The sequence below is a fragment of the Serratia sp. PL17 genome (assembly GCF_017832355.1).
GTDB lineage: Bacteria > Pseudomonadota > Gammaproteobacteria > Enterobacterales > Enterobacteriaceae > Serratia.
The window spans coordinates 1,032,325-1,056,472 of sequence record NZ_JAFIBY010000001.1 but is presented as its reverse complement, the minus strand read 5'-3'; the positions used below and the strand labels follow the sequence as shown (position 1 = coordinate 1,056,472).

Sequence of the window (24,148 nt, the reverse complement as noted above, 5' to 3'; positions counted from 1 at the left end):
GCGGCTCGCAGCGAGGGGTGTGGCCCATGGACGGGCCACGTCACTGAGTGCAGGTAACCACCCTGCAGCTTGAAAGACGACGGGTATTTCAGCTCGAGCAGGAAATCTCCAGGTGTTTGCCCCAATCTGGCGGCAACGCCGCGAGATCGTCATATTCCGCTGTGTCAGCAAAAGGGGTCAGTAAGGCCTGATGCAAACGTGCCAGTTTGCTCACATCGTTCTGTTCAGCACTCTCGATCGCCTGCTGTGCCAGATAGTTGCGCAGAATTAACTTAGGATTCACGGCATTCATTGCCCGCTGACGCTCGGCATCACTCACCTGTTCTTGCTGCAAACGCTGGCGATATTGCTGATACCAACTGTCGAATGCGGCGCGATCAATAAACTCATCCCGTAATGGCGACTGCGCTTGTTGCTGTTCCGTTTGGCCCAACAAACGGAAGGTACGGCTATAATCCCGCCCTTCTTGTGCCATCATGCTCAACAACCCGGTAAGCAGATCGTTATCCTGCTGCGACTGGGTGAAGAAACCGAGCTTGGCCCGCATTTGCTCTCCGTAGGCACGCATCAGCGCCGGTTCGTAGGCTCCTAGCGCCTGCTGCAACTGTTCGGTGCTCATCAATCCGGACAGCGTCTGCGCCAGCCGGTGGAGGTTCCACAATGCGGCTGCCGGTTGATTATCAAATGCATAACGGCCCTGATGGTCAGAATGGTTGCAGATATAGTCGGGCTGGTAATCATCCAGGAAGCCATAGGGGCCGTAATCAATGGTCATACCCAGAATCGACATATTATCGGTATTCATCACGCCATGTGCGAAGCCAACGGTCTGCCAATGGGCGATAAGCCGTGCGGTACGTTCGACGACATCGGTAAACCACTGCAAATAGCCATCGCTTTGATCTTGAAACTGCGGCCAGTGGCGGGCAATGACAAAATCAGCTAACTGTTGTACCTGCTCTGGCTGTTTGCGGTAGTAGAAATGTTCAAAATGGCCGAAGCGGACATGACTTTCTGCTACGCGCAATAGCATCGCTCCGTGTTCCGGCTGTTCACGGTAAACGGGATGCTCACTGGTCACAATGGTCAGTGCTCGCGTTGTTGGAATACCCAGATGATGCATTGCCTCAGAGGCCAGGAACTCGCGGATCGCCGAACGTAGCACCGCACGGCCATCCCCCATACGCGAGTATGGCGTCATTCCGGCCCCTTTCAGATGCCAGTCCATACTGCGGCCATCGGCCAGTCGCTGTTCGCCCAGCAGAATGCCACGGCCATCACCCAACTGCCCAGCCCAAACCCCGAACTGGTGCCCACTGTATACCTGTGCCAACGGTTTCATCCCTGGCAGCAGCGTTTCACCCGCCCAAATCGGGGTTTTATCTTGGGTAAACCAACTTTCGTCCAGCCCCAACTCACGCGCGAGTGGCTCACTGTGATACAGCAGGCGAGCGCCTTTCAGCGGCGTAGGGTTCAATTCGGTATAAAAACCGGCTAGCTGGTCATGGTAAGCATTTTCAAACTGCGGCATAGGCCCTCCGTTACAGCTAGTGTAGAGCCAGGACGGAACGATTAACACAGAGGAAATGTAGGGAGAACGCATCTGCCCGAAACGCGGGCAGATGCGGGAGATCAGCGTTTATGCCGATACGACTTAAATGTCTTTTTACGCTGGTAGATAAAATACTTAATCAGCGAGAAAATGATAATGAATAACAGCGCCGGAATCACAGAAAAAATCATCCAGTCCACTATTGGCTCCGTTGTGTGTGCGGTCTCAATTATTGTTATTAAACTCATCGGGTGTTACCCGTAACGCTGCCAGATTATCCACACCGACGCTAGGCCATAAAAAACCTTGCAGCCCAAAAACGCCAGCATGTCTGAGCTTATTAAAGTATTCCTTTTTCTCTATTCCTCCGACGATCACCCCCTTACACAGCAGATTGATATTCTTTAATAGCGAGTCAATGACCACGTCATATCCCTGATGGGTAAACAACTGCCAGTAAAAACGCTTGTCAATTTTCACATAGTCGAACAAACCATCATACAATGCCGTCAACGTTGCCTGACCAGAACCAAAATCATCCAACCATAGCGAAAACCTCTCGCTAAGCCGGTAGATTTTTTCATTGTTTTTACCTGCCGAAAGATTCGGAAAACCTTCACTGATTTCAAAGGCAATAAAAGGCCACTTTCTGATGCGTTCACACAGTTGATCATCAGTGAGTATCAAATCGACAAGAGTTTCTTCGATATTCAGCGTCAACAACACGTTGTTTTCGGCAAACCAGGGTGCATTCTGTTCTGCCAATTTCAATTGCTCATTAAATAACTCAATCCTTTGCTCAGCGGTCAATAAATTAATCCCAATGTCAGCCGGCATAGCCAAATCACCGTCCAGACTATTAAAACGGTTCAAGATTTCTACCGCTAACAGCCTGCCCTCCATTGAGTAAACAGGTTGAAAAACATAGCTACTAATAAAGTCAGCTTCGAATTGGATTTTCATTTCAATGCCACAGGCTGAATGGCGAGCACCTCATCGTATATCAATATATTTTATCGATCAATCCCTCTGAGATTAATCGGAAATATCAATGCAGCCTCCCATAACTTATCATTTAATTGATAGATTAAAGCTATATCCACGACACATCAGACGGAAACAGAAACAATTTGGCTTAAGGGTAAAAACACGCGCCACACCCTAAAAAAAGCGATATTTAACTTAAGTGATATCGTCACGCTAAAAATTTGACTTATTATCATTGTTTTCATTAAAGAAAATCCTAACAACGTAAATCTATTAACAAGGTATACGACAAACATAAGCACAAGAGACACATAAACTGATTAAATTTAATTACGCATCAATTTCACTCGTTATTCCTTGCATTGAAACGGTAAAAAAATGCCACCTTGCTTTTTGAGAAAAATCTACTACATCGATGTTTTGGCTGCATTTTTTGTCGAAGGGAGGATACCGGCCGTCAGTAAGCCCCTCTTTCTGGCATAAAAAAGGGATGAGTTGCCTCATCCCAGAACATTCAGAATCTGAATATTATTTAATCGTCTCAACCAGCCATTGCCGCAGCTCGGCCAATTCAGCCCCCTGTTCTGGAAACTGGGCAATCAGACTGTCACAGCACGCTGCCAGTGCATCAGTACGGTAGGCACAGCCAATCAGCATGTCGGCCAAATGTTGTAACGGTGCCGGGCTAAGGCTGTCGGTAAAGATTTGCGCCCGGCAGATGAGGCCCTTCTCTACGTCAAAGAAGATATCTACCCCGCCCCAGACAAAACGTTCATTTAGCAAATGACTAAACGCTGGCGCCTTGCCAAAGTTCCATTCCCAACTGCTTTGTTTGGCGAACTGTGCGGCAAAATCCGGCAGGTCAGGATAGACATCAGGCGAGATGATCTCCGCCGTGGCGGTCTCTCCATAGTGATTAAAGAACGCCTGGATCACCGCGTTGCATACGTGTTCATGGCTAATGTCGGGTAGAAATTCGGACAGATTGGCAACGCGAGAGCGTACGGACGTGATGCCTTTAGCCTGCAATTTCTTTGGGTCAGGATTAAGGTAGTCCGCCAAGCGGTTAAGATCGGCATTGAGCAATAACGTACCGTGGTGGAACCCACGATCCTGCGTTTCTCGGTAGGCTGAGCCGGAGATTTTGCGTACGCCGTCTGCGGTATCGATCACGAGATCATTACGCCCGGATGCGGTGGCGGAAATACCCAGCTGTGCCAACGCCTGCAGGATAATCCCGGTTGAGACTGTCTTATCGTAATCGGGCTTGCCCGCCATAAAAGTAAAACAGGTATTCCCCAGATCGTGAAATACCGCGCCACCGCCACTGCTACGACGTGCCAGGCGAATGCCGTCTTGTTCCATCCTGCGGGTATTGCACTCTTTCCAGGGGTTTTGTGACTGGCCAATCACCACGGTTTCGGCGTTGCGCCATAAGAACAGAATTTTCTGCGTAGTCATTTCGCGGAAGATGCATTCTTCCACAGCCAGATTGAACCAAGGATCGTAAGAGTCGGAAATCAATAAGCGTAAACGTGTCATGGCGGTCACCGTTAAATATGTGATACCGCCATGATACACCAAATCAAAGAGTTAAGACTAAATGCGGCGAGCCTGCCAGTAGGCCTTTTTCCAATATACGTTGTCCAGAGACGAACGCATCACGCCTCGACTGGTGGACGCGTGAATGAATTGATCGTTGGTATCATAAATGCCGACGTGCAAACCGTTCTCGCCAGCACCGGTTTTGAAAAAGACTAAATCGCCCGGCATCAGTTCATCACGAGACACTTTGGTGCCCAGAGACGTTTGCTCTGCTGTGGAGCGAGGTAATTGCATATCGAAACGGTCGCGGAAGGTGCGATAGACGAACCCGGAGCAATCAACGCCGCCCCGATCCACGCCACCGTAACGATAAGGTGCGCCGTACCATTGACGCAGCTGCTCATTTAACTGAGCCACCACCACAATGGAATCCGCCAACCGGCCGCTTGGAGGTGGTGCATGGCTGCTGCAACCAGCAAGTATTAAACTGGCGAGTAAAAACCAAATACGCATCCGCATAATATCCCTTCATTGAACACGCTGCCGCATCATGCCGTCCGGTAAAGCCTACCGCCTGCGAGGCAAAGCTGGCACCACGTAAGGAGATCGCTATTTTGGGCTAATTTATCCCCCACCGGGGGAAAAAGGCAAGCGCTGTGAAGGAGATAATCGTATTAGCGGCAGTTTTTGTGCTATTGGGGCGTTTTTACCGTGGCTTGGCTGTTAATCAACCACACGCCAAACAGGATAAACAGCGTACCCAATGTTTTCAGTAAGGTAGCCGATTCGTTAAACCATGGCAAAATCACCGCCGCCAGATAGACCAACGCATAACTGACACTCAGCAAGGGATAAGCACGGTTAAGAGGCAAATGGTGGAGCGCGAAGAACCAGCATAACATTGACAATGCATAGCCGAAAATACCGCCACTGACCGCCAGAAGTGGTAACCAGTATTGGCTAAACAGGCTGAGAGTGACGTCAGCAAATGACATCAGTGGGATCTGTGACATTCCCCACTTCATCAACAGCTGTGCCAGCGTAACCAGCAGGACGCTGGCAGCGCCCCAGGCATAGCCCCTCATGGATTTATACTCATCAGCAGGATCCCCAGCATAATCGAACCTACCCCCCACCAATGCCGTACGGTAGTCGGTTCTTTAAACAACCAACGGGCGGCAAGCGTCACCAACACAAAGTTCAGACTGAGTGTCGGATAGGCCAAACTGAGCGGCAAACGTTGTAATACGTTAAGCCACACGGCCATACCTAACCCTAACAACAACACCGCCAGTGCCAACCAACGCAGCGTTGGCCCCCGCCTGACGGCGGGAGCCAACTGCCAGCACTGGGCGGCCTGTTTCTGGCACAGCTGCCCACCACAGGTGAGCAAGCTGACCACAATGACCAACAGATAGCCGATGATCATGGCTGCTGCTGATACCAGAACAATGCCAGACGGTTCATTACCTGCACCTTATCCGCCGGCGGCAGATTTTGCTGTTCAATGCTTTCGCCACGGGACAACTGCAAGACCAGTGAAACATCGCCCTGCTTACGTGCCTGTTCCAACCACTGTGGGAAGTCCGCATCGCTGATGAAATGGCTACGCGCATCTGCGTAATCCAAGCCATAGGAAACTTCTCCCTTCTGGTTAAACATCAGTACATCGCTGCGCTTCAATTCCCAGGCCAAACCCGCAGCCACGCCAACGCTATCAGTCAGTACATAACGGCTGTGGCTTAACTCAGCCATATTGGTCTGCGCGAAGTTTTGCGGCAATTTGGAGTCAGTGACCTGTTGTGGAATAGCATAACCAATCAGCAGGCACAGCAGCAACGGGCAAGCCGCCGCCCAGCTCCAGCGTTTTGCATTATTGCGCACCGATACGACAGCAAACAGCAACCAACCGGCAAAGGCGATAATGCCGATGACGATCTTCGGCCACTCTTGTGCAGTAAACAAATGCACTTTCGGCAGTAACCCGGAGCCCAGGAGCAGCAGCGCCACGATGCCGATTAAGCCAAACAATCCGTTTAATACGGCGTTAACCTTGAAGACCTTATTGCGCAGTGCCGCCACGCAATCTTCAGCATACGCCGCCATTAACAACGCCATCGGTGCCATGCATGGCAGAATATAGGTTGGCAACTTGCCCTTGGCGATGCTGAAGAAGATCAGCGGCATCATCACCCAACTGAGCAGGAAGAACAGCTCAGGCCGTTGGACGCGTTCACGCCAGCCTTTGAGCAGCGCCCCCGGCAAAAGTGCCAGCCATGGCAATACAGCAGCCATCAGAATCGGGAGGTAATACCAGAATGGCGCTTTATGTTGGGCATTGTCTTCGGCGAATCGCTGAATATGCTCAACCCAGAAGAAGTAATTCCAAAAGTCCGGTTCACGTTGTGCAATCGCCAACGCCCAAGGCAAGCTCAGCAACACGGCAACCACGATCGCCACAGGGCCATAAATCAACAGATCTTTAATCCGCCGCTGTTGTATAACGATCGGGATCACCGCAATCACCGGTACCGCCAGTGCCAGGAACCCCTTGGTCATAAAGCCCATTCCACAGGCCAAGCCCAGCAGCACGTAGCCACCCAGTTTGCCTTTAACCGTGGTGGCTTTCAGCGTCATATAATAGCTGACCATGGCTGCGGCCAGCCACAACGAGATCATCGGATCCAATACGCTGTAGGTACCGATGCTGAAAACCAGCACCATAGACAGGAAAATCAGTACCGCCAGGCAAGCGCGGTGGGCATTGCGCCACATCAGCATTGCCAGTACAAATACCAACAACGCCGTCATGCCTGTGCTAAATACCGAACCAAAGCGCACCGCAAAGTTAGTATCACCAAACAACCATTGGCTGATGTTGTTGAACCAATAGCCAGCAACCGGTTTTTCAAAATAGCGCAGACCGAGCAAATGCGGCACGACCCAGTCGCCACGTTGCAGCATCTCTCGGCTAATTTCAGCATAGCGAGTTTCATCTGGTTGCCATAACAGGCGACCGTTGAGAGGAATCAGGTAAACCAAAGCAAAAAAAATGGCCAATAAAATGGCCCATGATCCTTTTAGCGCCTTCATGAATCGTCCTTCACATCGGTTTGACAGCCCAGCCAACCTTCGCGGCCAGGGAAAGGAGCACGCTCGACGCGGCCCAATGGCAATGACGCCAAATCTTGGGGCAACAGTGCGCTTAACGGACAGAATTCTATGCCCTGCCGTTGCGCCCGCTGCAGTAACTGCTCAAACATGGCTGCCTGTGACATACCTTCAACTTCAGTGTGAATGGTATATACCGGCACACCCGGATCGCTTTCAATGGCCCGCAGAATGTAATCGTTAAAGTCAGCCATACTCACTTCGCTACCAATCACCTCATCGAAGGTCGGTAGCGTGACTGGAATCTGTACGGTTCCCAGGCGGCCATCGCTTAACACAGGGCGGAAGGGATGTGTACCACGACAATCGCTGTTGTAATGAAAACCAAAGCGCTGCTTCACTTCCAACACCCGCGTATCTGCACGCCAACCGGCAACCGCTGAACATTTAACCGGCTGACCGGTACTGGCAGCCAGTGCGTCCACCCCAAGTTGAACCTGCTGCGTCAGCTCAGCCTCAGACCAGCGCGCGACTTTGGCTTGCCAACCCTGATGATCCCAGGCATGTAACCCCACCTCATGCCCGGCCTCTGCGGTAAGTTTCATCAACGGCCCCAGCCGACGGGAGATATTGCGTCCCGGCCAGGCTGTGCCAGCCAGCAAAATGTCCAAGCCATACAGTGATGCTGCGTTAGAACGCAGCATTTTCCACAGGAATTTCGGACGCAAAAGGCGCCAAAGATGGCGCCCCATATTGTCCGGTCCTACGCTGAAAAAGAAACTGGCCTGAATATTGTACTTGTCAAACAACTCCAGCAACTGCGGCACCCCTTCCCGGGTGCCGCTGAAGGTATCTACATCAACTCGCAGACCGACTTTCTTCATGCACCGTCACCTTCCTGAACGGTTGTGCGCAAGAAGTAATCCAGCGTATCAGCAACGGTTTGCTGCATCGCGATGGTCGGCTGCCAATCCAGCAGGCGACGCGCATTCTTGATACTTGGCGTACGGTGCTCAACGTCCTGATAGCCTTTACCGTAGTAGCTGCTGCTTTCCACATCTTTGAAGCCGGCAAACGGCGGGAAGCGATCGCGCAGCGGGTGGTTGTTGAAGCTTTCAAGCAGCATTTCTGCTAATTCGCGGATGCTGGCTTCGTTGGTCGGGTTACCAATGTTGACGATCTGGCCGTCACACAGGCCATCACGGTTTTCGATAATGCGGAACAGCGCCTCGATACCGTCGTTGATGTCAGTGAAGCAACGTTTCTGCGCCCCGCCGTCCATCAATTTGATTGGAGAACCTTCAACCAGATTAAGGATCAACTGGGTAATAGCACGGGAAGAACCAATACGCGCAGCATCCAGGTTATCCAGACGTGGCCCCATCCAGTTAAATGGACGGAACAGCGTGAACTTCAGGCCTTCTTTGGCACCGTATGCCCAGATAACCCGATCCAGCAACTGTTTGGACACGGAATAAATCCAGCGCTGTTTGTTGATTGGCCCAACAATCAGACGTGAGTGGTCTTCGTCAAATTCCTTATCGTCACACATGCCATACACTTCAGAGGTGGACGGGAAGATAATGCGCTTATTGTATTTCACGCAGTCGCGGACGATTTTCAAGTTTTCTTCAAAATCCAGCTCGAACACGCGCAGTGGGTTGCGGGTATATTCGATTGGCGTCGCAATAGCCACCAGCGGCAGAACGACGTCACATTTTTTAATGTGATACTCGATCCACTCGGAGTGAATGCTGATGTCACCTTCCACAAAGTGGAAGCGCGGGTTATCAAGGAAACGGCTGATAGCATCAGAGCCAATATCCAAGCCGTAGATATCGTAACGGTCATCACGCAGCAGGCGTTCGGTCAGGTGGTTACCGATGAAGCCGTTAACCCCGAGAATCAGCACACGCGTTCTGCGCTTCATCACTGCGTTTGGCTTGGCAGCCAGGCGCACATCGGTGACGATACCCATTTCCTGTGCCAGACGGCTGCCCTGTACGTACAGACCCGCATCGTTTTGACCGGCAACGATTTCCAGTGCGCCTTCACCGCAGGCAATAACCAGCGGAGAAGTGCTGAGCACAGTACCCGGTTGTTTGTCGTGCTGTGTATCCAGCACGCGAGCGCGCCAAACGATCAATTTACGCTGGCCAAGGTAGCTGAAAGCGCCTGGGTAAGGTTCGGTAACAGCACGCACCAGGTTGTTGATTTCCTGCGCGGATTTATGCCACAGAATTTCACCGTCTGCCGCAGTGCGACGGCCAAAATAGCTGGCTTCGGCTTCGTTTTGCGCGGTGAACGTGGCGGTACCGTTTTTCAGTTTTGGCAGCTCGTCTTTCAGCAGTACCTGCGCGGCTTCCAACACTTTTTTGTGCAGCGTCAGAGCTGTGTCTTCAGCGGCAATGGTTACTTTACGTTGACCAACGATGTCACCCGCATCTGGGCGCTTGACCATTTTATGCAGCGTCGCACCGGTTTCGGTTTCGCCATTCACCAACACCCAGTTCACTGGTGCACGGCCGCGGTAGTGTGGCAGCAATGAACCGTGCAGGTTGAAACCGCCTTTCGGGGCCAGTGACAGAAGTTCGTCGCTCAGCAGATTGCGATAATAGAATGAGAAAATAACGTCCGGCTGCATCTGACGGATACGCTCGATCCACAGCGGGTGGTTAACGTCATCCGGCGCATAAACCGGCAACTCCAATTCTGCACCCAAGCGGGCAACGGAGGAGAAAAAGTTGTTCTCACCAGGATCGTCGGTATGCGTGAATACCGCTTGAACATCATAGCCTGCGTCAGTTAGCGCTTTCAGGCCTGCGCAGCCAATATCATGGTAAGCAAATACAATAGCTTTCATTATTCTTCTTCCTGAGTATTGTGAGTCGGTTGTTCACCGACCACTTTCTGAACAAAATAACGGGGACGAGCACGCACGTCGGTATAGATACGACCGATGTACTCGCCCAGCAGGCCCATGCCGACAAATTGGGCGCCGATAAAGGTAAACAATACGGCAAACAGGGTGAACACCCCGCCGCCTGACCATTCAGGTCCCATAATCAAACGCAGAGCGATCAACAGCACTGCCAGTATGAAACCTGAGAGAGCTATCACGCTGCCGACAACGCTGAGCAAACGCAGCGGTGTTGTCGTCAAGCAGGTGATCAGGTCATACATCAGGTTAATCAGCTTCATCAGGCTGTATTTGGAATCGCCAAACTCACGCTCAGCATGCAGCACTTCAATTTCTGTGGTGCGGCGGGCGAAGGTATTCGCCAGGATAGGGATGAAGGTGCTGCGCTCGTGGCAGTTAAGCATCGCCTCGATAATATGGCGACGGTAAGCACGTAGCATGCAACCGTAATCCCCCATCGATTTGCCAGTGGCGCGTTGGATCATCATATTGATGATGCGCGAGGCACTTTTGCGGAACCAGGAATCCTGACGATTAGCACGCACGGTGCCCACAACGTCGTAGCCTTCTTCCGCCACGCGCACTAAACGCGGGATCTCTTCTGGTGGGTTTTGCAAATCGGCATCCAGTGTAATCACCAGATCGCCACTCACCTGGTTGAAACCGGCCATGATCGCCGAATGCTGACCGTAGTTACGGTTAAGCAATACCGCAATAACACAGCTGCCTGGCTGTTCAGCCGCGGCGGTCAACATGTCAGCAGAGTTGTCACTGCTGCCGTCATCGACCAGGATAATTTCATAAGGTTGGGTCAATTGTTTACAGGCAGCACTGGTACGCTCAAGCAAAGCAGGTAAGCTTTCCTGCTCGTTGTATACCGGGATCACCACCGAAACTTTTTTTATCGGTTCAACGCGAGACACGTAACGACTCCACAACAGAAGACAAGGCTTTGACCACGCGATCAACATCGTCGTCGGTCATATCAGGGAATAGCGGTAAGGTACACAGGCGCGCCGAGTTCCATTCAGTATTCGGCAAAGACAGCTGCGGATAACGTTCACGATAAAACTTTTGAGTATGGGCCGCGCGGAAATGCAGACCGGTGCCAATACCGACTTCTTTCAAGCGTTCCATCAGTTGATCGCGGTCGATCCCACAGCGCTCGGCATCAACGCGTACCATAAACAGATGCCATGCGTGGTCATGCGGGTAATCCGGCAAACCCAGCGGCAGGAAAGGCGAGCCTTCCAACGCGGTGAGATAACGCTGCGCCAGCGCTTTACGGCGAGCATTAAGCTGCGGCAAGCGTGCCAGTTGCACCACGGCGATGGCCGCATGGATATCAGAAAGATTGTATTTGTAGCCAGGCTCGACCACTTCAGCCTGAGGTTTGCGCCCCAGTTGCTGGCGGTCAAACGCATCAACGGCCAAACCGTGGAATTTCAAACAACGCAGGCGATCCGCCAATTCATCGTCGTCGGTGGCAATCAGGCCGCCTTCGGCGCAGGTCAGATTCTTAATCGCGTGGAATGAGAAGATGGCCGTGCCACGAGCACCGACCCACTCACCGTTGTAACGGGAACCGACGGCGTGGGCCGCGTCTTCAATCAGAGGAATGTTGTGGCGTTGAGCCACATCGCGCAACGCGTCCATTTGCAGTGGTGCGCCAGCGTAATGTACCGGAACAATAGCTTTGGTTTTTGCCGTAATCGCTGCTTCAACATCGCTGGCGCTGACCATCAGCGTATCGCGGTCAACGTCAATCATTACCGGCGTCGCGCCGAGCAATTCAATCATGTTGAGGGTGGAAACCCAGGTCTGTGAGGGAGTGATAACTTCGTCGCCTGGGCCAATACCCAGAGCCATCAGGGTGATATGCATACCGGCGGTGGCGGAACAAACAGCAATGGCATGTTTACAGCCGAAGGTGGCGCAAAACTCACTTTCCAACTGCTGATTTTGCGGCCCGGTAGTGATCCAACCTGAGCGCAATACCCTTTCTACCGCCGCGATTTCTTCATCGCCAATCGCTGGGCGTGAGAAAGGTAAAAATTGATCCATAGTTAACCCCAAACGTATCAAACTTCTTTTAATGACACTGTAGATCTCTTTTATTTAACGGATATTAAACGCCAGAGAGAATCGTTCCTGGTTGATTAACTGCCAATGTACGGCCGCAAGCTTAACTAAACCTTAAGATGCGATTTATTATCAGTTAACTATCTGATCTGCGAGGGCCATCATCATAAAATCAAATTGATTTGATAATCAATTAGTTATAGTAATTTATAATTATTTACTTATTATTTTTGAACTTAATCATCGTAGCACGTCAGCGACGGTTTTCAAGATTGGACAGACAATTTTAAGCAAAAAGGGAAATAACGCCGACCGTTATCTCGCTATTTATATCGGGTCCGTTTAATTTTCGTTTAGGGTGAATTTTAACCGTGCTAACGGACTATGCAGTTTTGGTCATAATCCAGCGTTGATCGCCAACCGCCTGCAAGTGAAAATCCACGTCATAAATTGTTGAAAGCAATAACGGCTCCATCACTTCCTGCGTGGCTCCCTGGGCAACCAAACGGCCTGCATGCAATAACCAAACTCGGTCGGCCTGCTGCAAGGTATGGTTGAGGTCATGCGCGCAAACTAATGCACTGCGCCCACTTTGGCAAAACTCCCGCAGCAACCTATCCAGGGCAACCTTCTGCGCCACGTCCAGACTGTTTGTCGGTTCGTCCAGCAACAACAGTTGGCTCCGCGGATTGACCGTCGGCCAGACTTGCAACAATACCGCCGCCAGCCGCACCCGTTGCCACTCCCCGCCGGATAGTTGTGTCAACATGCGGGACAATTTATCCATCAGTTTCAGACGCTGACAGAGATAAAGAAGGGTACTTTCCAGAGCCTCTTCCTCGGCCCCCGCAGGGCGGTGCAGTTCCAGATATTGGAATACGGGCATCAGCGCGACCGGCGGCTGTTGCTGGCTCAAATAGGCACGGCGCAACGCCAACTCATGGCCCTGATAGTCTTCCAATGGTTTCCCGGCGAGCAAGATATCACCTGTACCCGGCAATATACCCGCCAGTCGCGCCAGCAGCGTGCTTTTACCGGCGCCATTCGGACCAATAAGGTGAAACTGCAACCCAGCATCGACCTGTGCTGAAAACGGCGTAAAACGCCCTTCTACCCCAACCTGACTGAGTTGCAGCATGCTTAATTACCACTCCCTCTTTATTTTTCGGCCAACGCCTGTTTAACCGCAGCAACCAAGATCGGATCTTCCGGCGTTGTGTCCGGGGAGAAACGCTGGATCACAGTGCCATCGCGCCCGATCAGGAATTTCTCAAAGTTCCACAAAATATCGCCGGTTTGCTTCGGTGCCCGGCCCTTGCTGCTCATGCGTGCCAGGAACTCACTGCCCTGTGGTGCAACGGCTTGAGGTTCTGCAGCGATCAGCGCCTGATACAATGGATGCCGGTTTTCACTGTTGACTTCGAGTTTGGCAAACATCGGGAACTGGACGCCAAAGGTGCCACGGCAAAAAGCCAGGATCTCTTCGTTGCTTCCTGGTTCCTGCCCAAGGAACTCGTTAGACGGAAAGCCCAGGACTTCAAAACCTTGCTCCCGGTGGGTTTCATATAAGGCTTCCAGTCCTTCGTACTGTTTCGTCAAGCCGCACTCTGATGCCACATTCACCACCAGTAACACGCGGCCTTTATACGTACCCAGCGTGGTGGGCTGGTTTTGGATGGTATTCAGTGGAATGTCATAAATCGGTTGAGCCATGGATTTTATCCTCTTGTTTTGCTTGCAGATGAACAGAGAAACTACCTTACGCTTTTTACCCGGATCAGTAACCAGATAAATAGAGGTGCACCCAACGTAGCGGTCACCACACCAATGGGTAATTCAGCCGACAGCAAAGTAATACGAGCCATGACATCGGCCGCAAGCAACACGCCGGCGCCCGCCAACGCGCAGCCGGGCAATAAATAACGTTGGTTGGTCAGGCCACTCAGACGCAGTATATGCGGTATCACTAAACCGACGAAACCGATCACCCCCGCCAAGGCGACGCTAACCCCCACCAGCCAGCCGATCGCTAAAACCAGCAGGTTGCGCCAGAGGTGCAAAGAAAGGCCAAGCTGGCGAGCTTGCACTTCCCCCAGCGCCATAAAGTTCAGCGCCTTGCCCTGAACGCACAACCACAACAACACGGGCAACAGCGCCAATACCAGCCACTTCTGTCGCCAGTCAACGCCGCCAAACCCTCCCATCATCCAATACATAAGTTGGCGCAAATCCAGACTGGAACTGAAATACACCGCCCAGGTCATCACGGCACTGCACAGAATGCCCAGGGCAACGCCGACCAGCAGTAAACGCGCATTGGTCAAGCGCTTGCGCCGCGCAAAACTGAGCAACAGGAAAGTCATTATCAATGCACCGGCAATAGCGCTCAGGCTCATCATCGCCACCGGCAGCAGGCCGTTGCCCAACAGCACCGTTAGCACCAACGCCACACCCGCGCCATTTGCCACCCCCAGCAAACCCGGTTCGGCCAACGGATTCTCAAAGAGTGCCTGCATTACCGCACCCGCAACCGCCAGGCTCGCCCCGACCAACATCACCGCCAGCGCACGGGGCAAGCGTAATTGCCAGACAAAGAGCTGCGCCGTTTCACTCGACCACTGCGTGGGCCAAAGCCATATATCACCGGCACTGAGGCTGAAAACAAAAGCAACGGCAACGCCCAACGCCAACACCATGAGATGCCGTTTATCGCGATGACGCTGTTTGTGCAGCAATAAGGTAAAAGTCTGGCGGGTTGACATAAGTGTGGCGGTTCCCTGCTGGCCGTGATCAGCGGCCGAATAATTGACGTCTGGGTCAAATATTAGGGGGTTAGCCTCAGAAGGGAAAGCATTGCATAAGGATTACGGCAGGAAAACAGCGGCTAATCCTGCCCACAACCCTCAGGTGATGGCAAGATTAGCCGCCGTTAAATCAATTAGCGGCGAGGGTCGTTATTGTTTTGCGGATAGGGTTTGCCGTGACCATTGTCACGATCGCGGCCATTATCGCGGTCGCCATTGTCATGATGATTGCCGTTATCACGATGATCACGCTCACCGTGGAACGGGTTACCCCCTCGCTCAGGGCCACGGTGATCATTTCCGCGCGGCGGCGAGGGTTGCCAACGCCCACCATCCCAATACATACCGCGGTTGTTTCGTTCGCCAATACCGCGTCCCTGGTGTTCATGCCACCATTGTGGTGGGCGCCAGTCGTATCCATCCCAATAGTAGCCGCGACGGTCCTGATCCCCCAAATGCACCGCAACACCCGGTACATTGATATCGATAGAGACATCCGCCTTTGCAACCAGCGGCAGCAGCAGCGGTAAACACACCAGCAACAGGATCTTTTTCATTTTACGCTCCTACTTTATTTTCTCGCTGTGGTGTTTATATCAGTGCGTTTATTTTGCGCCTATCTCACCAAAGCCTATTTTCAGATCGTTTTCATCTCCTTTACACAATCCATACAGTCAACTTTTCGTTATTTAAATAATTATAGCTGCTAACAACGTTTAACGAATAACTGACGTACTGCGTACCCTACCGACATTTATAATTCAACCAACACCCACCAGAGAGATATTATTATGATTAAGCGTATTGTACTGCTGCTGACCGTTGCCGTGCTGGCCACGGCGCTTAGCGCCTGTTGCTACGGACCTTACGGTGGTGGACACCGAGGCGGTGGTGGCCCTGGCCACTACTACAACCATTATTAATTATTAGGGGCTTCGGCCCCTTTTATTTATGGTAATGCGAAGTTAAAAATAACCATAAGAATAATCCGCAAACGATATATTATTTTGGATTTAAAAAAACCAATGAAACTTAATTTTTTAATTCGTTTTTCCGCCTTAATTTAAGAATAAACCGAATTTAATACACAAAAAGAAAAAGGCCGCAAAAGCGGCCTTTTTTGGTTTCACGTAACTTACTCTTTCGGGCTTGCGTTCTCTACCCGACTTTTCAGCTTTTGTCCCGGACGGAAAGTGACCACGCGGCGCGCCGTAATCGGAATATCCTCGCCGGTCTTCGGGTTACGCCCCGGACGTTGGTTTTTGTCACGCAAATCAAAATTGCCAAAACCTGACAGTTTTACCTGCTCACCGTTCTCAAGAGCACGACGTACCTCTTCGAAAAACAGTTCTACCAGGTCTTTGGCATCCCGTTTGCTAAGCCCAAGCTTTTCAAACAGGTGTTCTGACATTTCAGCTTTAGTAAGCGCCATAGGTTCAATCCCTCAAGGATGCTTGGAATCGCTGTTTTAGAGCCTCTACACATTTTGCAACGGTAACGGCTATCTCCTCTTCTTCCAGTGTACGAGCGGTATCCTGCAATACCAGACTGATAGCCAGGCTCTTATAACCCTCTGCCACGCCCTTGCCACGGTACACATCAAACAAGTTTACGCCAACTACCTGATTTGCGCCAACTTTCTTACACTCTGCCAAAATATCTTCTGCGGGGACGTTTTCAGCCACCACAACAGCGATATCACGGCGGTTTGCCGGGAAGCGAGAAACCTCTCGCGCCTGAGGCACGGCGCGGCTTGCGACCTTGTTCCACTCCAGTTCGAACACCACTGTTCGGCCGTTAAGATCCAGTTTACGTTCAAGTTCCGGATGAACTACACCGATGAAACCTACAGGTTCACCTTGGAAATAAATGCCCGCACTCTGCCCCGGGTGCAATGCTGGATGAGTCTCTGCCTTGAACTGAATTTCAGATAATTTACCGGTCAGCTCCAGAACAGACTCCAGATCCCCTTTTAAATCATAGAAGTCGACAGGCTTACGCGCCAGATCCCAATGTTCTTCATGCGTATGGCCCGCAATCACCCCAGCTAGCATGACGTCCTGACGGATACCCAGATTTGCCGCAGTATCAGGCACAAAGCGCAGGCCGCTTTCAAACAGGCGCAGGCGAGTTTGCTGACGATTCTGGTTATAGACAACCGCAGACAGCAAACCGGTCCACAGAGACAGACGCATCGCAGACATTTCGACCGAAATCGGGCTTGGCAGAATCAAGACGTCTTCGCCAGGGTGCAGTAAGGCCTGAACTTTAGGATCAACAAAGCTATAGGTGATAGCTTCCTGATAACCGTGATCGACCAACATGGTCTTCACACGCTTCAACGTCAGATCCGCTTCACGATGCTTGGTCATGATCAGGTCAGCGCGTACCGGGACGTCAGGAATATTGTTGTAGCCGTAAACACGGGCCACTTCTTCCACCAGGTCTTCTTCGATTTCCATATCAAAACGCCAGCTAGGCGCAACCGCCAACCAGTTATCGCCCTGCTCGGTCACCTGGCAACCCAAACGACGCAGAATGTCGCTTACCTGCTCACTTGGCACAACGTGACCAATCAGGCGATCCAGTTTTTCACGACGCAACGTAATGGTGGCGCGTTTTGGCAGCTCGCTTTCAGCGGTTACATCAATCACAGGGCCAGCCTGACCGCCGCAGATATCAATCAACAGACGAGTCGCTCGCTCCATTGCTTTATACTGCAACGCAGGATCAACGCCACGCTCGTAACGGTGTGATGCGTCAGTGTGTAAGCCATGACGGCGTGCGCGTCCGGTAATGGACAACGGGCTAAAGAAAGCGCACTCCAGCAGCACATCCTGGGTGGATTCGTTAACACCGGAATGTTCACCACCGAAGATGCCCCCCATCGCCAGGGCTTTCTGGTGATCGGCAATCACTAAAGTATCGGCGTTCAGCTTCGCTTCGTTACCGTCCAACAGCGTCAGGGTTTCGCCTTCGCTTGCCATACGCACCACGATACCGCCTTCAATGCGGCTCAGGTCGAAGGCATGCATGGGTTGCCCCAGTTCCAACAGTACATAGTTGGTCACATCAACCACAGCATCAATGGAGCGGATACCGCAACGACGCAGTTTTTCACGCATCCACAGTGGGCTGGCAGCCTTAACGTCGATGCCTTTTACTACGCGGCCAAGATAACGCGGGCACGCCTGAGGCGCATCAACACGGATTGGCAATGTATCATTGATAGTTGCGGCTACCGAGCTCATATCCGGTTCGGTCAACGCGACCTGATTCAAAACGCCAACATCGCGTGCAACGCCAATAATACCCAGGCAGTCGGCACGGTTCGGCGTGACGCTGATTTCGATCGCGTTGTCGTTCAGCTGCAGATATTCGCGAATATCTGTCCCGATTGGCGCGTCTTCCGGTAGCTCAATGATACCGTCGTGATCGTCGGTAATCCCCAGTTCGGAGAACGAACAGAGCATACCCTCAGAAGGTTCGCCACGCAGTTTCGCAGCTTTGATTTTGAAGTCGCCTGGCAGCACTGCGCCCACGGTAGCAACAGCCACTTTCAAGCCAGTGCGGCAGTTTGGTGCGCCGCAGACGATGTCCAGCAGACGGTCACCACCCACATTAATCTTGGTTACGCGCAGTTTGTCCGCGTTCGGATGCTGACCGCACTCCACAACATGGCCCACGACCACGCCGTTAAAGGCACCCGCGACAGGCTCCACGCCGTCCACTTCCAGGCCGGCCATGGTAATTTGATCGGATAATGCTTCGCTGCTGATGGCCGGGTTTACCCACTCGCGCAACCAGAGTTCACTGAATTTCATGTGATATTCCCGCCTTACTTAAACTGTTTGAGGAAACGCAGATCGTTTTCGAAGAATGCACGCAGATCGGTAACGCCGTAACGCAGCATCGTCAGACGCTCCATACCCATACCGAAAGCGAAACCGGAATAAATCTCCGGATCGATGCCCACATTGCGCAGCACGTTCGGGTGAACCATGCCGCAGCCCAGCACTTCCAGCCACTTGCCATTTTTACCCATCACATCCACTTCAGCGGAAGGCTCGGTAAACGGGAAGTAAGACGGACGGAAACGAACCTGCAAGTCTTCTTCAAAGAAGTTATTCAGGAAATCATGCAATGTCCCCTTCAGGTTGGTGAAGCTGATGTCTTTATCAACAATCAGGCCTTCCATCTGATGGAACATCGGGGTATGTGTCTGGTCGTAATCGTTACGGTACACACGGCCCGGTGCAATAATGCGGATTGGCGGCTGCTGGTTCTTCATGGTGCGGATCTGCACGCCGGATGTCTGTGTGCGCAGTAAGCGTGTGGCGTCGAACCAGAAGGTATCGTGATCGGCGCGCGCCGGGTGATGACCCGGAATATTCAACGCGTCGAAGTTGTGATAGTCATCTTCAATTTCCGGCCCGGTCTCCACGGAGAAACCTAACTCACCGAAGAAGGCTTCGATACGGTCGATGGTGCGCGTCACCGGATGCAATCCACCGTTTTCCATGCGGCGGCCCGGCAAAGAGACGTCGATGGTTTCTGCGGCCAGACGTTCGTTCAATGCGGCAGATTCCAGCGTGTTTTTACGCGCGTTCAGCGCTTCCTGCACCGCTTGTTTTGCCTGGTTGATCACCGCACCGGCAGCCGGGCGATCTTCCGCCGGCACGTCACGCAGCGATTGCATCTGCAAGGTGAAATGACCTTTTTTGCCTAAATATTCGACGCGTACCAAATCTAACGCGGCAACATCCTGGGCATCTTCTACGGCTGCCTTGGCATTGGCAACCAGCTCTGCGAGATGTGGCATTGCTTTCCTCTTCCTCTGGCCGATATGGCTCTAAGTAATTGTTATCTATTATTCGAACACGCCTTTAGCACATCTTCAAAGCATTTAACGCTTTAACCCGGCTTCGAAGACGGCCAAAAACAAAAAAGCCTCCACAAGGGAGGCTTAGGCGCTACTTTTCGTTTCTTTTCTTACGCGCAAAGCCTCCTGAGTTCAGGCGCTAAAGTAAAAAAAGAAACGAAAAATAGCAGCTTTCATGATTGTATTACCTGGTCAATGATTGTCCACCAGTGATATAGCGGCGGTCAATAAAAGTCAATGTGTGTCGCTGAAAACAAAGATTAAAGAGGGAGCAAGCTCCCTCTTTAATAACTGACTTACGCCAGTGCTGCTTTCGCTTTCTCAACCAGTGCAGAGAATGCCACTTTGTCGAAGACTGCGATGTCAGCCAAGATCTTACGGTCAATTTCAATAGAAGCTTTTTTCAAGCCGTTAATGAATTTGCTGTAAGACATGTCGTTCTGACGAGCAGCAGCGTTAATACGTGCAATCCACAGCTGACGGAACTGACGCTTACGTTGACGACGGTCACGGTAAGCGTACTGACCTGCTTTGATTACTGCCTGGAAGGCAACACGATAAACGCGCGAACGGGCACCGTAGTAACCTTTCGCTTGTTTTAAAATTTTCTTGTGACGTGCGCGTGCAATTACACCACGTTTTACGCGAGCCATATGCTCTCTCCTAAAGTCTTATTCTAGATTCAAAAAAAATGGCTTAAGCGTACGGCAAGCACGCGACAACCAGGACCATATCGTTTTTAGACACCATGCCTTTCGGACGCAGGTGACGTTTACGCTTGGTTGCTTTTTTGGTCAGAATATGACGCAGGTTAGCATGTTTACGCTTAAAACCACCGCTGCCGGTTTTTTTGAAGCGTTTGGCTGCACCACGTACAGTTTTAATCTTTGGCATTTTAATTAAATCCACTTCGCATTGTTAAACAACAAGTCAGTGAGGCGAATAAAACCCACACAACGCATGCGCTGCGTGGGTTCGATTACTTGGAAGCCTTACTGTCTCTTCTTAGGTGCGAGCACCATGATCATCTGACGACCTTCGATCCTTGTAGGGAAGGATTCGACAATGGCCAAATCAGAGTCTTCACACAGATCTTTACGGACGCGGTTAAGCACTTCCATACCGATCTGTTGGTGCGCCATCTCACGCCCACGGAAACGCAGGGTGATTTTGGCTTTATCGCCATCTTCCAGAAAGCGAATCAGGTTGCGTAGTTTGACCTGATAGTCGCCATCATCGGTACCAGGACGGAATTTGATTTCCTTGACCTGAATAACTTTTTGCTTCTTCTTCTGTTCTTTTGTCGACTTGCTCTTCTCGTAGAGGAATTTGCCGTAATCCATGATTCGACAAACTGGCGGTTCGGCATTTGGGCTGATTTCTACTAAATCAACACCCGCTTCCTCAGCTTTTTCAAGAGCTTCATTCAGACTGACAATACCAATCTGCTCGCCATCGACGCCGGTTAGGCGAACTTCTTGCGCGCGAATTTCTCTGTTAATGCGATTAGGACGCGCCGGTTGAACTCGTTTTCCGCCTTTAATACTTTATTCCTCCAGTTGATGAAGACTACGGCTGCGAATCTCTTTCAGCAGCTTGTCTACGACTTCATTTACGTCCAGGCTTCCCAGGTCTTTGCCACGGCGGGTACGAACGGCAACTTTGCCTGATTCGACCTCTTTATCACCGCACACCAACATGTAAGGAACCCGTCGTAAAGTATGTTCGCGAATTTTAAAGCCAATCTTCTCATTTCTCAAGTCCGCTTTCACGCGAATACCTGCGTCCTGCAGTTTTTTGGTCAATTGCTGGACATAATCAGACTGACTGTCGGTGATATTCATCACCACCACCTGCACCGGAGCAATCCAGGTCGGGTAGAACCCTGCGTATTCTTCGGTAAGGATACCGATGAAACGTTCCATGGAGCCCAAAATAGCGCGGTGAATCATTACCGGGACCACGCGATCGTTGTTTTCGCCAACATACGACGCGCCTAAACGACCCGGCAAGAAGAAATCGAGCTGCACGGTACCACATTGCCATGCACGATCCAAACAATCATGCAGAGTAAATTCAATTTTTGGTCCGTAGAAGGCACCCTCACCCGGCTGATATTCAAACGGAATCCCGTTTTCAGTCAGCGCTGCAGCCAAATCGTCTTCTGCACGCGTCCACATATCGTCAGTACCGATACGCTTCTCTGGGCGGGTTGAAAGCTTCACAGCAATCTTGTCGAAGCCAAAAGTGCCGTACACATCATAGACCATTCTGATGCATTCGTTTACTTCGGCACGCACCTGCTCTTCAGTACAGAAGATATGGGCGTCATCCTGAGTAAAACCGCGTACACGCATCAGGCCATGCAGAGAACCTGACGGCTCATTGCGGTGGCAGCTGCCGAACTCGCCCATACGCAGTGGCAAATCACGGTAAGACTTCAAGCCCTGGTTGAAGATCTGCACGTGTCCCGGGCAGTTCATTGGCTTGATGCAATACTCGCGGTTTTCCGACGAGGTAGTGAACATGGCGTCTTTATAGTTTTCCCAGTGCCCGGTTTTTTCCCACAGCACACGGTCCATCATAAATGGCCCTTTCACTTCCTGATACTGGTACTCTTTGAGCTTCATACGCACAAAGGCTTCCAACTCACGGAAAATGGTCCAACCGTCGTTGTGCCAGAACACCATACCCGGTGCTTCTTCCTGCATATGGTACAGATCGAGCTGCTTGCCGATCTTGCGGTGGTCACGCTTAGCCGCTTCTTCCAGACGCTGCAAATAGGCATTCAGCTGTTTCTTGTCTGCCCAGGCAGTACCATAGATACGCTGCAGCATTTTATTTTTGCTGTCGCCACGCCAGTAAGCGCCCGACGTTTTCTGCAGTTTGAAATGATGGCAGAAACGCATGTTCGGCACGTGCGGACCGCGGCACATGTCGACGTATTCTTCGTGGTGATACAGGCCAGGACGGTCGTCATGGCTGATATTCTCATCCAGGATCGCCACTTTGTAGCTTTCGCCACGTGCAGCAAAGGTGTCGCGGGCTTCTTGCCAGCTAACCTTTTTCTTGATGACGTCATAATCTTTGTCAGCCAACTCATGCATCCGCTTTTCAAGCAGATCCAGGTCTTCCTGCGTCAGGGTACGGTCAATATCAACGTCATAGTAGAAACCGTTGTCAATCACTGGACCGATGGCCATTTTGGTGTCTGGCCACAGTTGTTTGATCGCATGGCCTAACAGGTGCGCACAAGAGTGGCGCATGATTTCCAGACCTTCGGCGTCCTTGATGGTGATGATCGCCAGTTGCGCATCTGATTCGATCAGATCGCCGGCATCAACCAGTTCACCGTTTACACGGCCGGCAATACAGGCCTTCGCCAAGCCAGGGCCGATATCAAGGGCAACATCCAGGGGGGAAACGGCACGATCAAAATGACGCTGACTTCCGTCAGGAAGAGTAATAACAGGCATTAATAATTCCTTATCTACAGTGGTGACCCACACGACAGATCACATGAAGAAATACAAAATCGTTTAAATACATTATGTTATGAACGCTATTCAACTTTACCCTGCCGAATATATGCCCTCATGAACACATAATGTCTATGTGACATGGTGCGACGCCATAACGGAACGGACAGTGTAACACTATGATTAGCGCGCCATCTACCCGGAGTTTCTGGGCAGGCTTTGAATAAGCGATGAATTAGGTTCTCTACACCAGAAAGCCTCTCCTGCACGCAAGACCATAGGCGTCATGACACTAAAATAAGCCGGTTCAGGCAGAGACATCTGTTCACCGATAATTTTTTGTGTCCAACCCCAAACGGGTCCTGAGCAGACAGACAATAATATTGCGTCAATCAGCTATGGCGAACATGCTCCGCTCCCGCTATCCTGATGCCATTAACGGCAGAGTTGAGACAGCATCCCGCATCATGAACCGGTTATTGAAGTTACTCGTTGGTGCCTGCATCGTGTTGGTGGCTATTTTTGCGCTGTTGCATTTGGGGGCAGACCGCCACCCAAGAGCCATTGCGGTTAACGAACCGCCAATGGAGTGTGAAGATACACAAGAGATAACCAGCGATTGTGTGAATGACGATGATACCAACACTGACGCTGTTCCTGAGCTGACCCCTTCCAGCACTCAAGGATAATGAGCTGCAAATACCATTCCTCTATATTACAGATCTATTCCCCTGCCACTGCCCCTCAACAGGTGGCAAACCAGGGGATGACTCTATGCCGCGTCAC

General features: G+C 51.4%; 25 protein-coding genes and 1 other annotated feature. Of the genes, 2 read left to right on the top strand and 23 right to left on the bottom strand.

Translation table 11 applies throughout. From position 1 onward, the window contains the following. Positions 1 to 88: 88 nt before the first annotated feature. From JOE25_RS05235 to JOE25_RS05165, 15 genes are all read right to left on the bottom strand, one after another. Positions 89 to 1,531 carry a protein adenylyltransferase SelO gene (locus JOE25_RS05235; RefSeq protein WP_209633023.1) on the bottom strand — a complete coding sequence of 481 codons (1,443 nt, stop codon included), beginning with the start codon at positions 1,529 to 1,531 and terminating at the stop codon, positions 89 to 91. 246 nt (positions 1,532 to 1,777) lie between these two features. Continuing rightward, positions 1,778 to 2,515 (bottom strand): EAL domain-containing protein, encoded by a 738-nt coding sequence (locus tag JOE25_RS05230; RefSeq protein WP_209633022.1) that lies wholly within the window; start codon positions 2,513 to 2,515, stop codon positions 1,778 to 1,780. Positions 2,516 to 3,067: 552 nt separating this feature from the next. Further along, the gene (locus JOE25_RS05225) at positions 3,068 to 4,081 is read right to left on the bottom strand and encodes a lipoate--protein ligase A (protein WP_209633021.1); all 1,014 of its coding nucleotides are present in this window, start codon (positions 4,079 to 4,081) and stop codon (positions 3,068 to 3,070) included. A gap of 57 nt (positions 4,082 to 4,138) precedes the next feature. Beyond that, positions 4,139 to 4,603 carry an NlpC/P60 family protein gene (locus tag JOE25_RS05220; RefSeq protein WP_037418610.1) on the bottom strand — a complete coding sequence of 155 codons (465 nt, stop codon included), beginning with the start codon at positions 4,601 to 4,603 and terminating at the stop codon, positions 4,139 to 4,141. Between the two features lie 173 nt (positions 4,604 to 4,776). Further along, positions 4,777 to 5,169, bottom strand: a complete 393-nt coding sequence (gene arnF, locus JOE25_RS05215) for a 4-amino-4-deoxy-L-arabinose-phosphoundecaprenol flippase subunit ArnF (protein WP_209633020.1) — start codon at positions 5,167 to 5,169, stop codon at positions 4,777 to 4,779. Next, positions 5,166 to 5,513, bottom strand: coding sequence for a 4-amino-4-deoxy-L-arabinose-phosphoundecaprenol flippase subunit ArnE (arnE, locus tag JOE25_RS05210; protein ID WP_209633019.1), 348 nt, complete (start codon positions 5,511 to 5,513; stop codon positions 5,166 to 5,168). Before arnE ends, arnF begins: the two co-directional genes overlap by 4 nt. Further along, positions 5,510 to 7,177 (bottom strand): lipid IV(A) 4-amino-4-deoxy-L-arabinosyltransferase, encoded by a 1,668-nt coding sequence (arnT, locus tag JOE25_RS05205; RefSeq protein WP_209633018.1) that lies wholly within the window; start codon positions 7,175 to 7,177, stop codon positions 5,510 to 5,512. Before arnT ends, arnE begins: the two co-directional genes overlap by 4 nt. Then, the gene (gene arnD, locus JOE25_RS05200) at positions 7,174 to 8,079 is read right to left on the bottom strand and encodes a 4-deoxy-4-formamido-L-arabinose-phosphoundecaprenol deformylase (RefSeq protein WP_209633017.1); all 906 of its coding nucleotides are present in this window, start codon (positions 8,077 to 8,079) and stop codon (positions 7,174 to 7,176) included. Before arnD ends, arnT begins: the two co-directional genes overlap by 4 nt. After that, entirely contained in the window at positions 8,076 to 10,058 is a 1,983-nt protein-coding gene (gene arnA, locus JOE25_RS05195) for a bifunctional UDP-4-amino-4-deoxy-L-arabinose formyltransferase/UDP-glucuronic acid oxidase ArnA (RefSeq protein ID WP_209633016.1), read from the bottom strand. Before arnA ends, arnD begins: the two co-directional genes overlap by 4 nt. After that, complete coding sequence (gene arnC, locus JOE25_RS05190; protein ID WP_209633015.1) at positions 10,058 to 11,038, bottom strand: undecaprenyl-phosphate 4-deoxy-4-formamido-L-arabinose transferase; 981 nt, start codon at positions 11,036 to 11,038, stop codon at positions 10,058 to 10,060. The genes arnA and arnC overlap by 1 nt, the downstream gene beginning before the upstream one ends. Beyond that, positions 11,025 to 12,179: a UDP-4-amino-4-deoxy-L-arabinose aminotransferase gene (gene arnB / locus JOE25_RS05185; protein WP_037418591.1), complete on the bottom strand. Its 1,155-nt coding sequence runs from the start codon at positions 12,177 to 12,179 to the stop codon at positions 11,025 to 11,027. The genes arnC and arnB overlap by 14 nt, the downstream gene beginning before the upstream one ends. Positions 12,180 to 12,579: 400 nt before the next feature. Further along, positions 12,580 to 13,335, bottom strand: a complete 756-nt coding sequence (gene btuD / locus JOE25_RS05180; RefSeq protein WP_209633014.1) for a vitamin B12 ABC transporter ATP-binding protein BtuD — start codon at positions 13,333 to 13,335, stop codon at positions 12,580 to 12,582. Between the two features lie 20 nt (positions 13,336 to 13,355). Beyond that, the gene (locus tag JOE25_RS05175) at positions 13,356 to 13,910 is read right to left on the bottom strand and encodes a glutathione peroxidase (protein ID WP_209633013.1); all 555 of its coding nucleotides are present in this window, start codon (positions 13,908 to 13,910) and stop codon (positions 13,356 to 13,358) included. A gap of 41 nt (positions 13,911 to 13,951) precedes the next feature. Further along, the gene (gene btuC, locus JOE25_RS05170; protein WP_209633012.1) at positions 13,952 to 14,959 is read right to left on the bottom strand and encodes a vitamin B12 ABC transporter permease BtuC; all 1,008 of its coding nucleotides are present in this window, start codon (positions 14,957 to 14,959) and stop codon (positions 13,952 to 13,954) included. 176 nt (positions 14,960 to 15,135) lie between these two features. Next, positions 15,136 to 15,558 carry a DUF2502 domain-containing protein gene (locus tag JOE25_RS05165; RefSeq protein WP_209633011.1) on the bottom strand — a complete coding sequence of 141 codons (423 nt, stop codon included), beginning with the start codon at positions 15,556 to 15,558 and terminating at the stop codon, positions 15,136 to 15,138. A gap of 234 nt (positions 15,559 to 15,792) precedes the next feature. On the opposite strand from JOE25_RS05165, the gene JOE25_RS26670 reads away from it, so the two are divergent. Continuing rightward, a complete protein-coding gene (locus tag JOE25_RS26670; RefSeq protein ID WP_265556156.1) occupies positions 15,793 to 15,924 on the top strand; it encodes a hypothetical protein in 132 nt (43 codons plus the stop codon). Between the two features lie 212 nt (positions 15,925 to 16,136). On the opposite strand, the gene ihfA is transcribed toward JOE25_RS26670, so the two are convergent. From ihfA to thrS, 8 genes are all read right to left on the bottom strand, one after another. Continuing rightward, the gene (gene ihfA / locus JOE25_RS05160; protein WP_004943604.1) at positions 16,137 to 16,433 is read right to left on the bottom strand and encodes an integration host factor subunit alpha; all 297 of its coding nucleotides are present in this window, start codon (positions 16,431 to 16,433) and stop codon (positions 16,137 to 16,139) included. Positions 16,434 to 16,437: 4 nt separating this feature from the next. Continuing rightward, entirely contained in the window at positions 16,438 to 18,825 is a 2,388-nt protein-coding gene (gene pheT / locus JOE25_RS05155; RefSeq protein WP_209633010.1) for a phenylalanine--tRNA ligase subunit beta, read from the bottom strand. Between the two features lie 14 nt (positions 18,826 to 18,839). Further along, positions 18,840 to 19,823, bottom strand: a complete 984-nt coding sequence (pheS, locus tag JOE25_RS05150) for a phenylalanine--tRNA ligase subunit alpha (RefSeq protein WP_037418571.1) — start codon at positions 19,821 to 19,823, stop codon at positions 18,840 to 18,842. 118 nt (positions 19,824 to 19,941) lie between these two features. Next, positions 19,942 to 20,064: a sequence feature (Phe leader region), on the bottom strand. After that, complete coding sequence (gene pheM / locus JOE25_RS05145; RefSeq protein ID WP_130383008.1) at positions 20,016 to 20,060, bottom strand: pheST operon leader peptide PheM; 45 nt, start codon at positions 20,058 to 20,060, stop codon at positions 20,016 to 20,018. (Overlaps the previous feature by 45 nt.) Before the next feature lie 115 nt (positions 20,065 to 20,179). Then, positions 20,180 to 20,536 (bottom strand): 50S ribosomal protein L20, encoded by a 357-nt coding sequence (gene rplT / locus JOE25_RS05140; protein WP_020826620.1) that lies wholly within the window; start codon positions 20,534 to 20,536, stop codon positions 20,180 to 20,182. Between the two features lie 43 nt (positions 20,537 to 20,579). Continuing rightward, positions 20,580 to 20,777 (bottom strand): 50S ribosomal protein L35, encoded by a 198-nt coding sequence (gene rpmI / locus JOE25_RS05135; protein WP_004943591.1) that lies wholly within the window; start codon positions 20,775 to 20,777, stop codon positions 20,580 to 20,582. 98 nt (positions 20,778 to 20,875) lie between these two features. After that, the gene (gene infC, locus JOE25_RS05130) at positions 20,876 to 21,427 is read right to left on the bottom strand and encodes a translation initiation factor IF-3 (RefSeq protein WP_013812633.1); all 552 of its coding nucleotides are present in this window, start codon (positions 21,425 to 21,427) and stop codon (positions 20,876 to 20,878) included. A gap of 3 nt (positions 21,428 to 21,430) precedes the next feature. Next, positions 21,431 to 23,359 (bottom strand): threonine--tRNA ligase, encoded by a 1,929-nt coding sequence (thrS, locus tag JOE25_RS05125; RefSeq protein WP_209633009.1) that lies wholly within the window; start codon positions 23,357 to 23,359, stop codon positions 21,431 to 21,433. A 470-nt stretch (positions 23,360 to 23,829) separates the two neighbouring features. Here thrS and JOE25_RS05120 point away from each other — a divergent pair, with 470 nt between their 5' ends. Next, the gene (locus JOE25_RS05120) at positions 23,830 to 24,051 is read left to right on the top strand and encodes a hypothetical protein (RefSeq protein WP_209633008.1); all 222 of its coding nucleotides are present in this window, start codon (positions 23,830 to 23,832) and stop codon (positions 24,049 to 24,051) included. Positions 24,052 to 24,148 lie beyond the last annotated feature (97 nt).

What these genes read in the sequence shown, in the direction of transcription:
- JOE25_RS05235 (WP_209633023.1), bottom strand. Translation starts at nt 1,531, where the DNA reads ATGCCGCAGTTTGAAAATGCTTACCATGACCAGCTAGCCGGTTTTTAT.
- JOE25_RS05230 (WP_209633022.1), bottom strand. Translation starts at nt 2,515, where the DNA reads ATGAAAATCCAATTCGAAGCTGACTTTATTAGTAGCTATGTTTTTCAA.
- JOE25_RS05225 (WP_209633021.1), bottom strand. Translation starts at nt 4,081, where the DNA reads ATGACACGTTTACGCTTATTGATTTCCGACTCTTACGATCCTTGGTTC.
- JOE25_RS05220 (WP_037418610.1), bottom strand. Translation starts at nt 4,603, where the DNA reads ATGCGGATGCGTATTTGGTTTTTACTCGCCAGTTTAATACTTGCTGGT.
- arnF (WP_209633020.1), bottom strand. Translation starts at nt 5,169, where the DNA reads ATGAGGGGCTATGCCTGGGGCGCTGCCAGCGTCCTGCTGGTTACGCTG.
- arnE (WP_209633019.1), bottom strand. Translation starts at nt 5,513, where the DNA reads ATGATCATCGGCTATCTGTTGGTCATTGTGGTCAGCTTGCTCACCTGT.
- arnT (WP_209633018.1), bottom strand. Translation starts at nt 7,177, where the DNA reads ATGAAGGCGCTAAAAGGATCATGGGCCATTTTATTGGCCATTTTTTTT.
- arnD (WP_209633017.1), bottom strand. Translation starts at nt 8,079, where the DNA reads ATGAAGAAAGTCGGTCTGCGAGTTGATGTAGATACCTTCAGCGGCACC.
- arnA (WP_209633016.1), bottom strand. Translation starts at nt 10,058, where the DNA reads ATGAAAGCTATTGTATTTGCTTACCATGATATTGGCTGCGCAGGCCTG.
- arnB (WP_037418591.1), bottom strand. Translation starts at nt 12,179, where the DNA reads ATGGATCAATTTTTACCTTTCTCACGCCCAGCGATTGGCGATGAAGAA.
- btuD (WP_209633014.1), bottom strand. Translation starts at nt 13,335, where the DNA reads ATGCTGCAACTCAGTCAGGTTGGGGTAGAAGGGCGTTTTACGCCGTTT.
- JOE25_RS05175 (WP_209633013.1), bottom strand. Translation starts at nt 13,910, where the DNA reads ATGGCTCAACCGATTTATGACATTCCACTGAATACCATCCAAAACCAG.
- btuC (WP_209633012.1), bottom strand. Translation starts at nt 14,959, where the DNA reads ATGTCAACCCGCCAGACTTTTACCTTATTGCTGCACAAACAGCGTCAT.
- JOE25_RS05165 (WP_209633011.1), bottom strand. Translation starts at nt 15,558, where the DNA reads ATGAAAAAGATCCTGTTGCTGGTGTGTTTACCGCTGCTGCTGCCGCTG.
- JOE25_RS26670 (WP_265556156.1), top strand. Translation starts at nt 15,793, where the DNA reads ATGATTAAGCGTATTGTACTGCTGCTGACCGTTGCCGTGCTGGCCACG.
- ihfA (WP_004943604.1), bottom strand. Translation starts at nt 16,433, where the DNA reads ATGGCGCTTACTAAAGCTGAAATGTCAGAACACCTGTTTGAAAAGCTT.
- pheT (WP_209633010.1), bottom strand. Translation starts at nt 18,825, where the DNA reads ATGAAATTCAGTGAACTCTGGTTGCGCGAGTGGGTAAACCCGGCCATC.
- pheS (WP_037418571.1), bottom strand. Translation starts at nt 19,823, where the DNA reads ATGCCACATCTCGCAGAGCTGGTTGCCAATGCCAAGGCAGCCGTAGAA.
- rplT (WP_020826620.1), bottom strand. Translation starts at nt 20,536, where the DNA reads ATGGCTCGCGTAAAACGTGGTGTAATTGCACGCGCACGTCACAAGAAA.
- rpmI (WP_004943591.1), bottom strand. Translation starts at nt 20,777, where the DNA reads ATGCCAAAGATTAAAACTGTACGTGGTGCAGCCAAACGCTTCAAAAAA.
- thrS (WP_209633009.1), bottom strand. Translation starts at nt 23,359, where the DNA reads ATGCCTGTTATTACTCTTCCTGACGGAAGTCAGCGTCATTTTGATCGT.
- JOE25_RS05120 (WP_209633008.1), top strand. Translation starts at nt 23,830, where the DNA reads ATGAACCGGTTATTGAAGTTACTCGTTGGTGCCTGCATCGTGTTGGTG.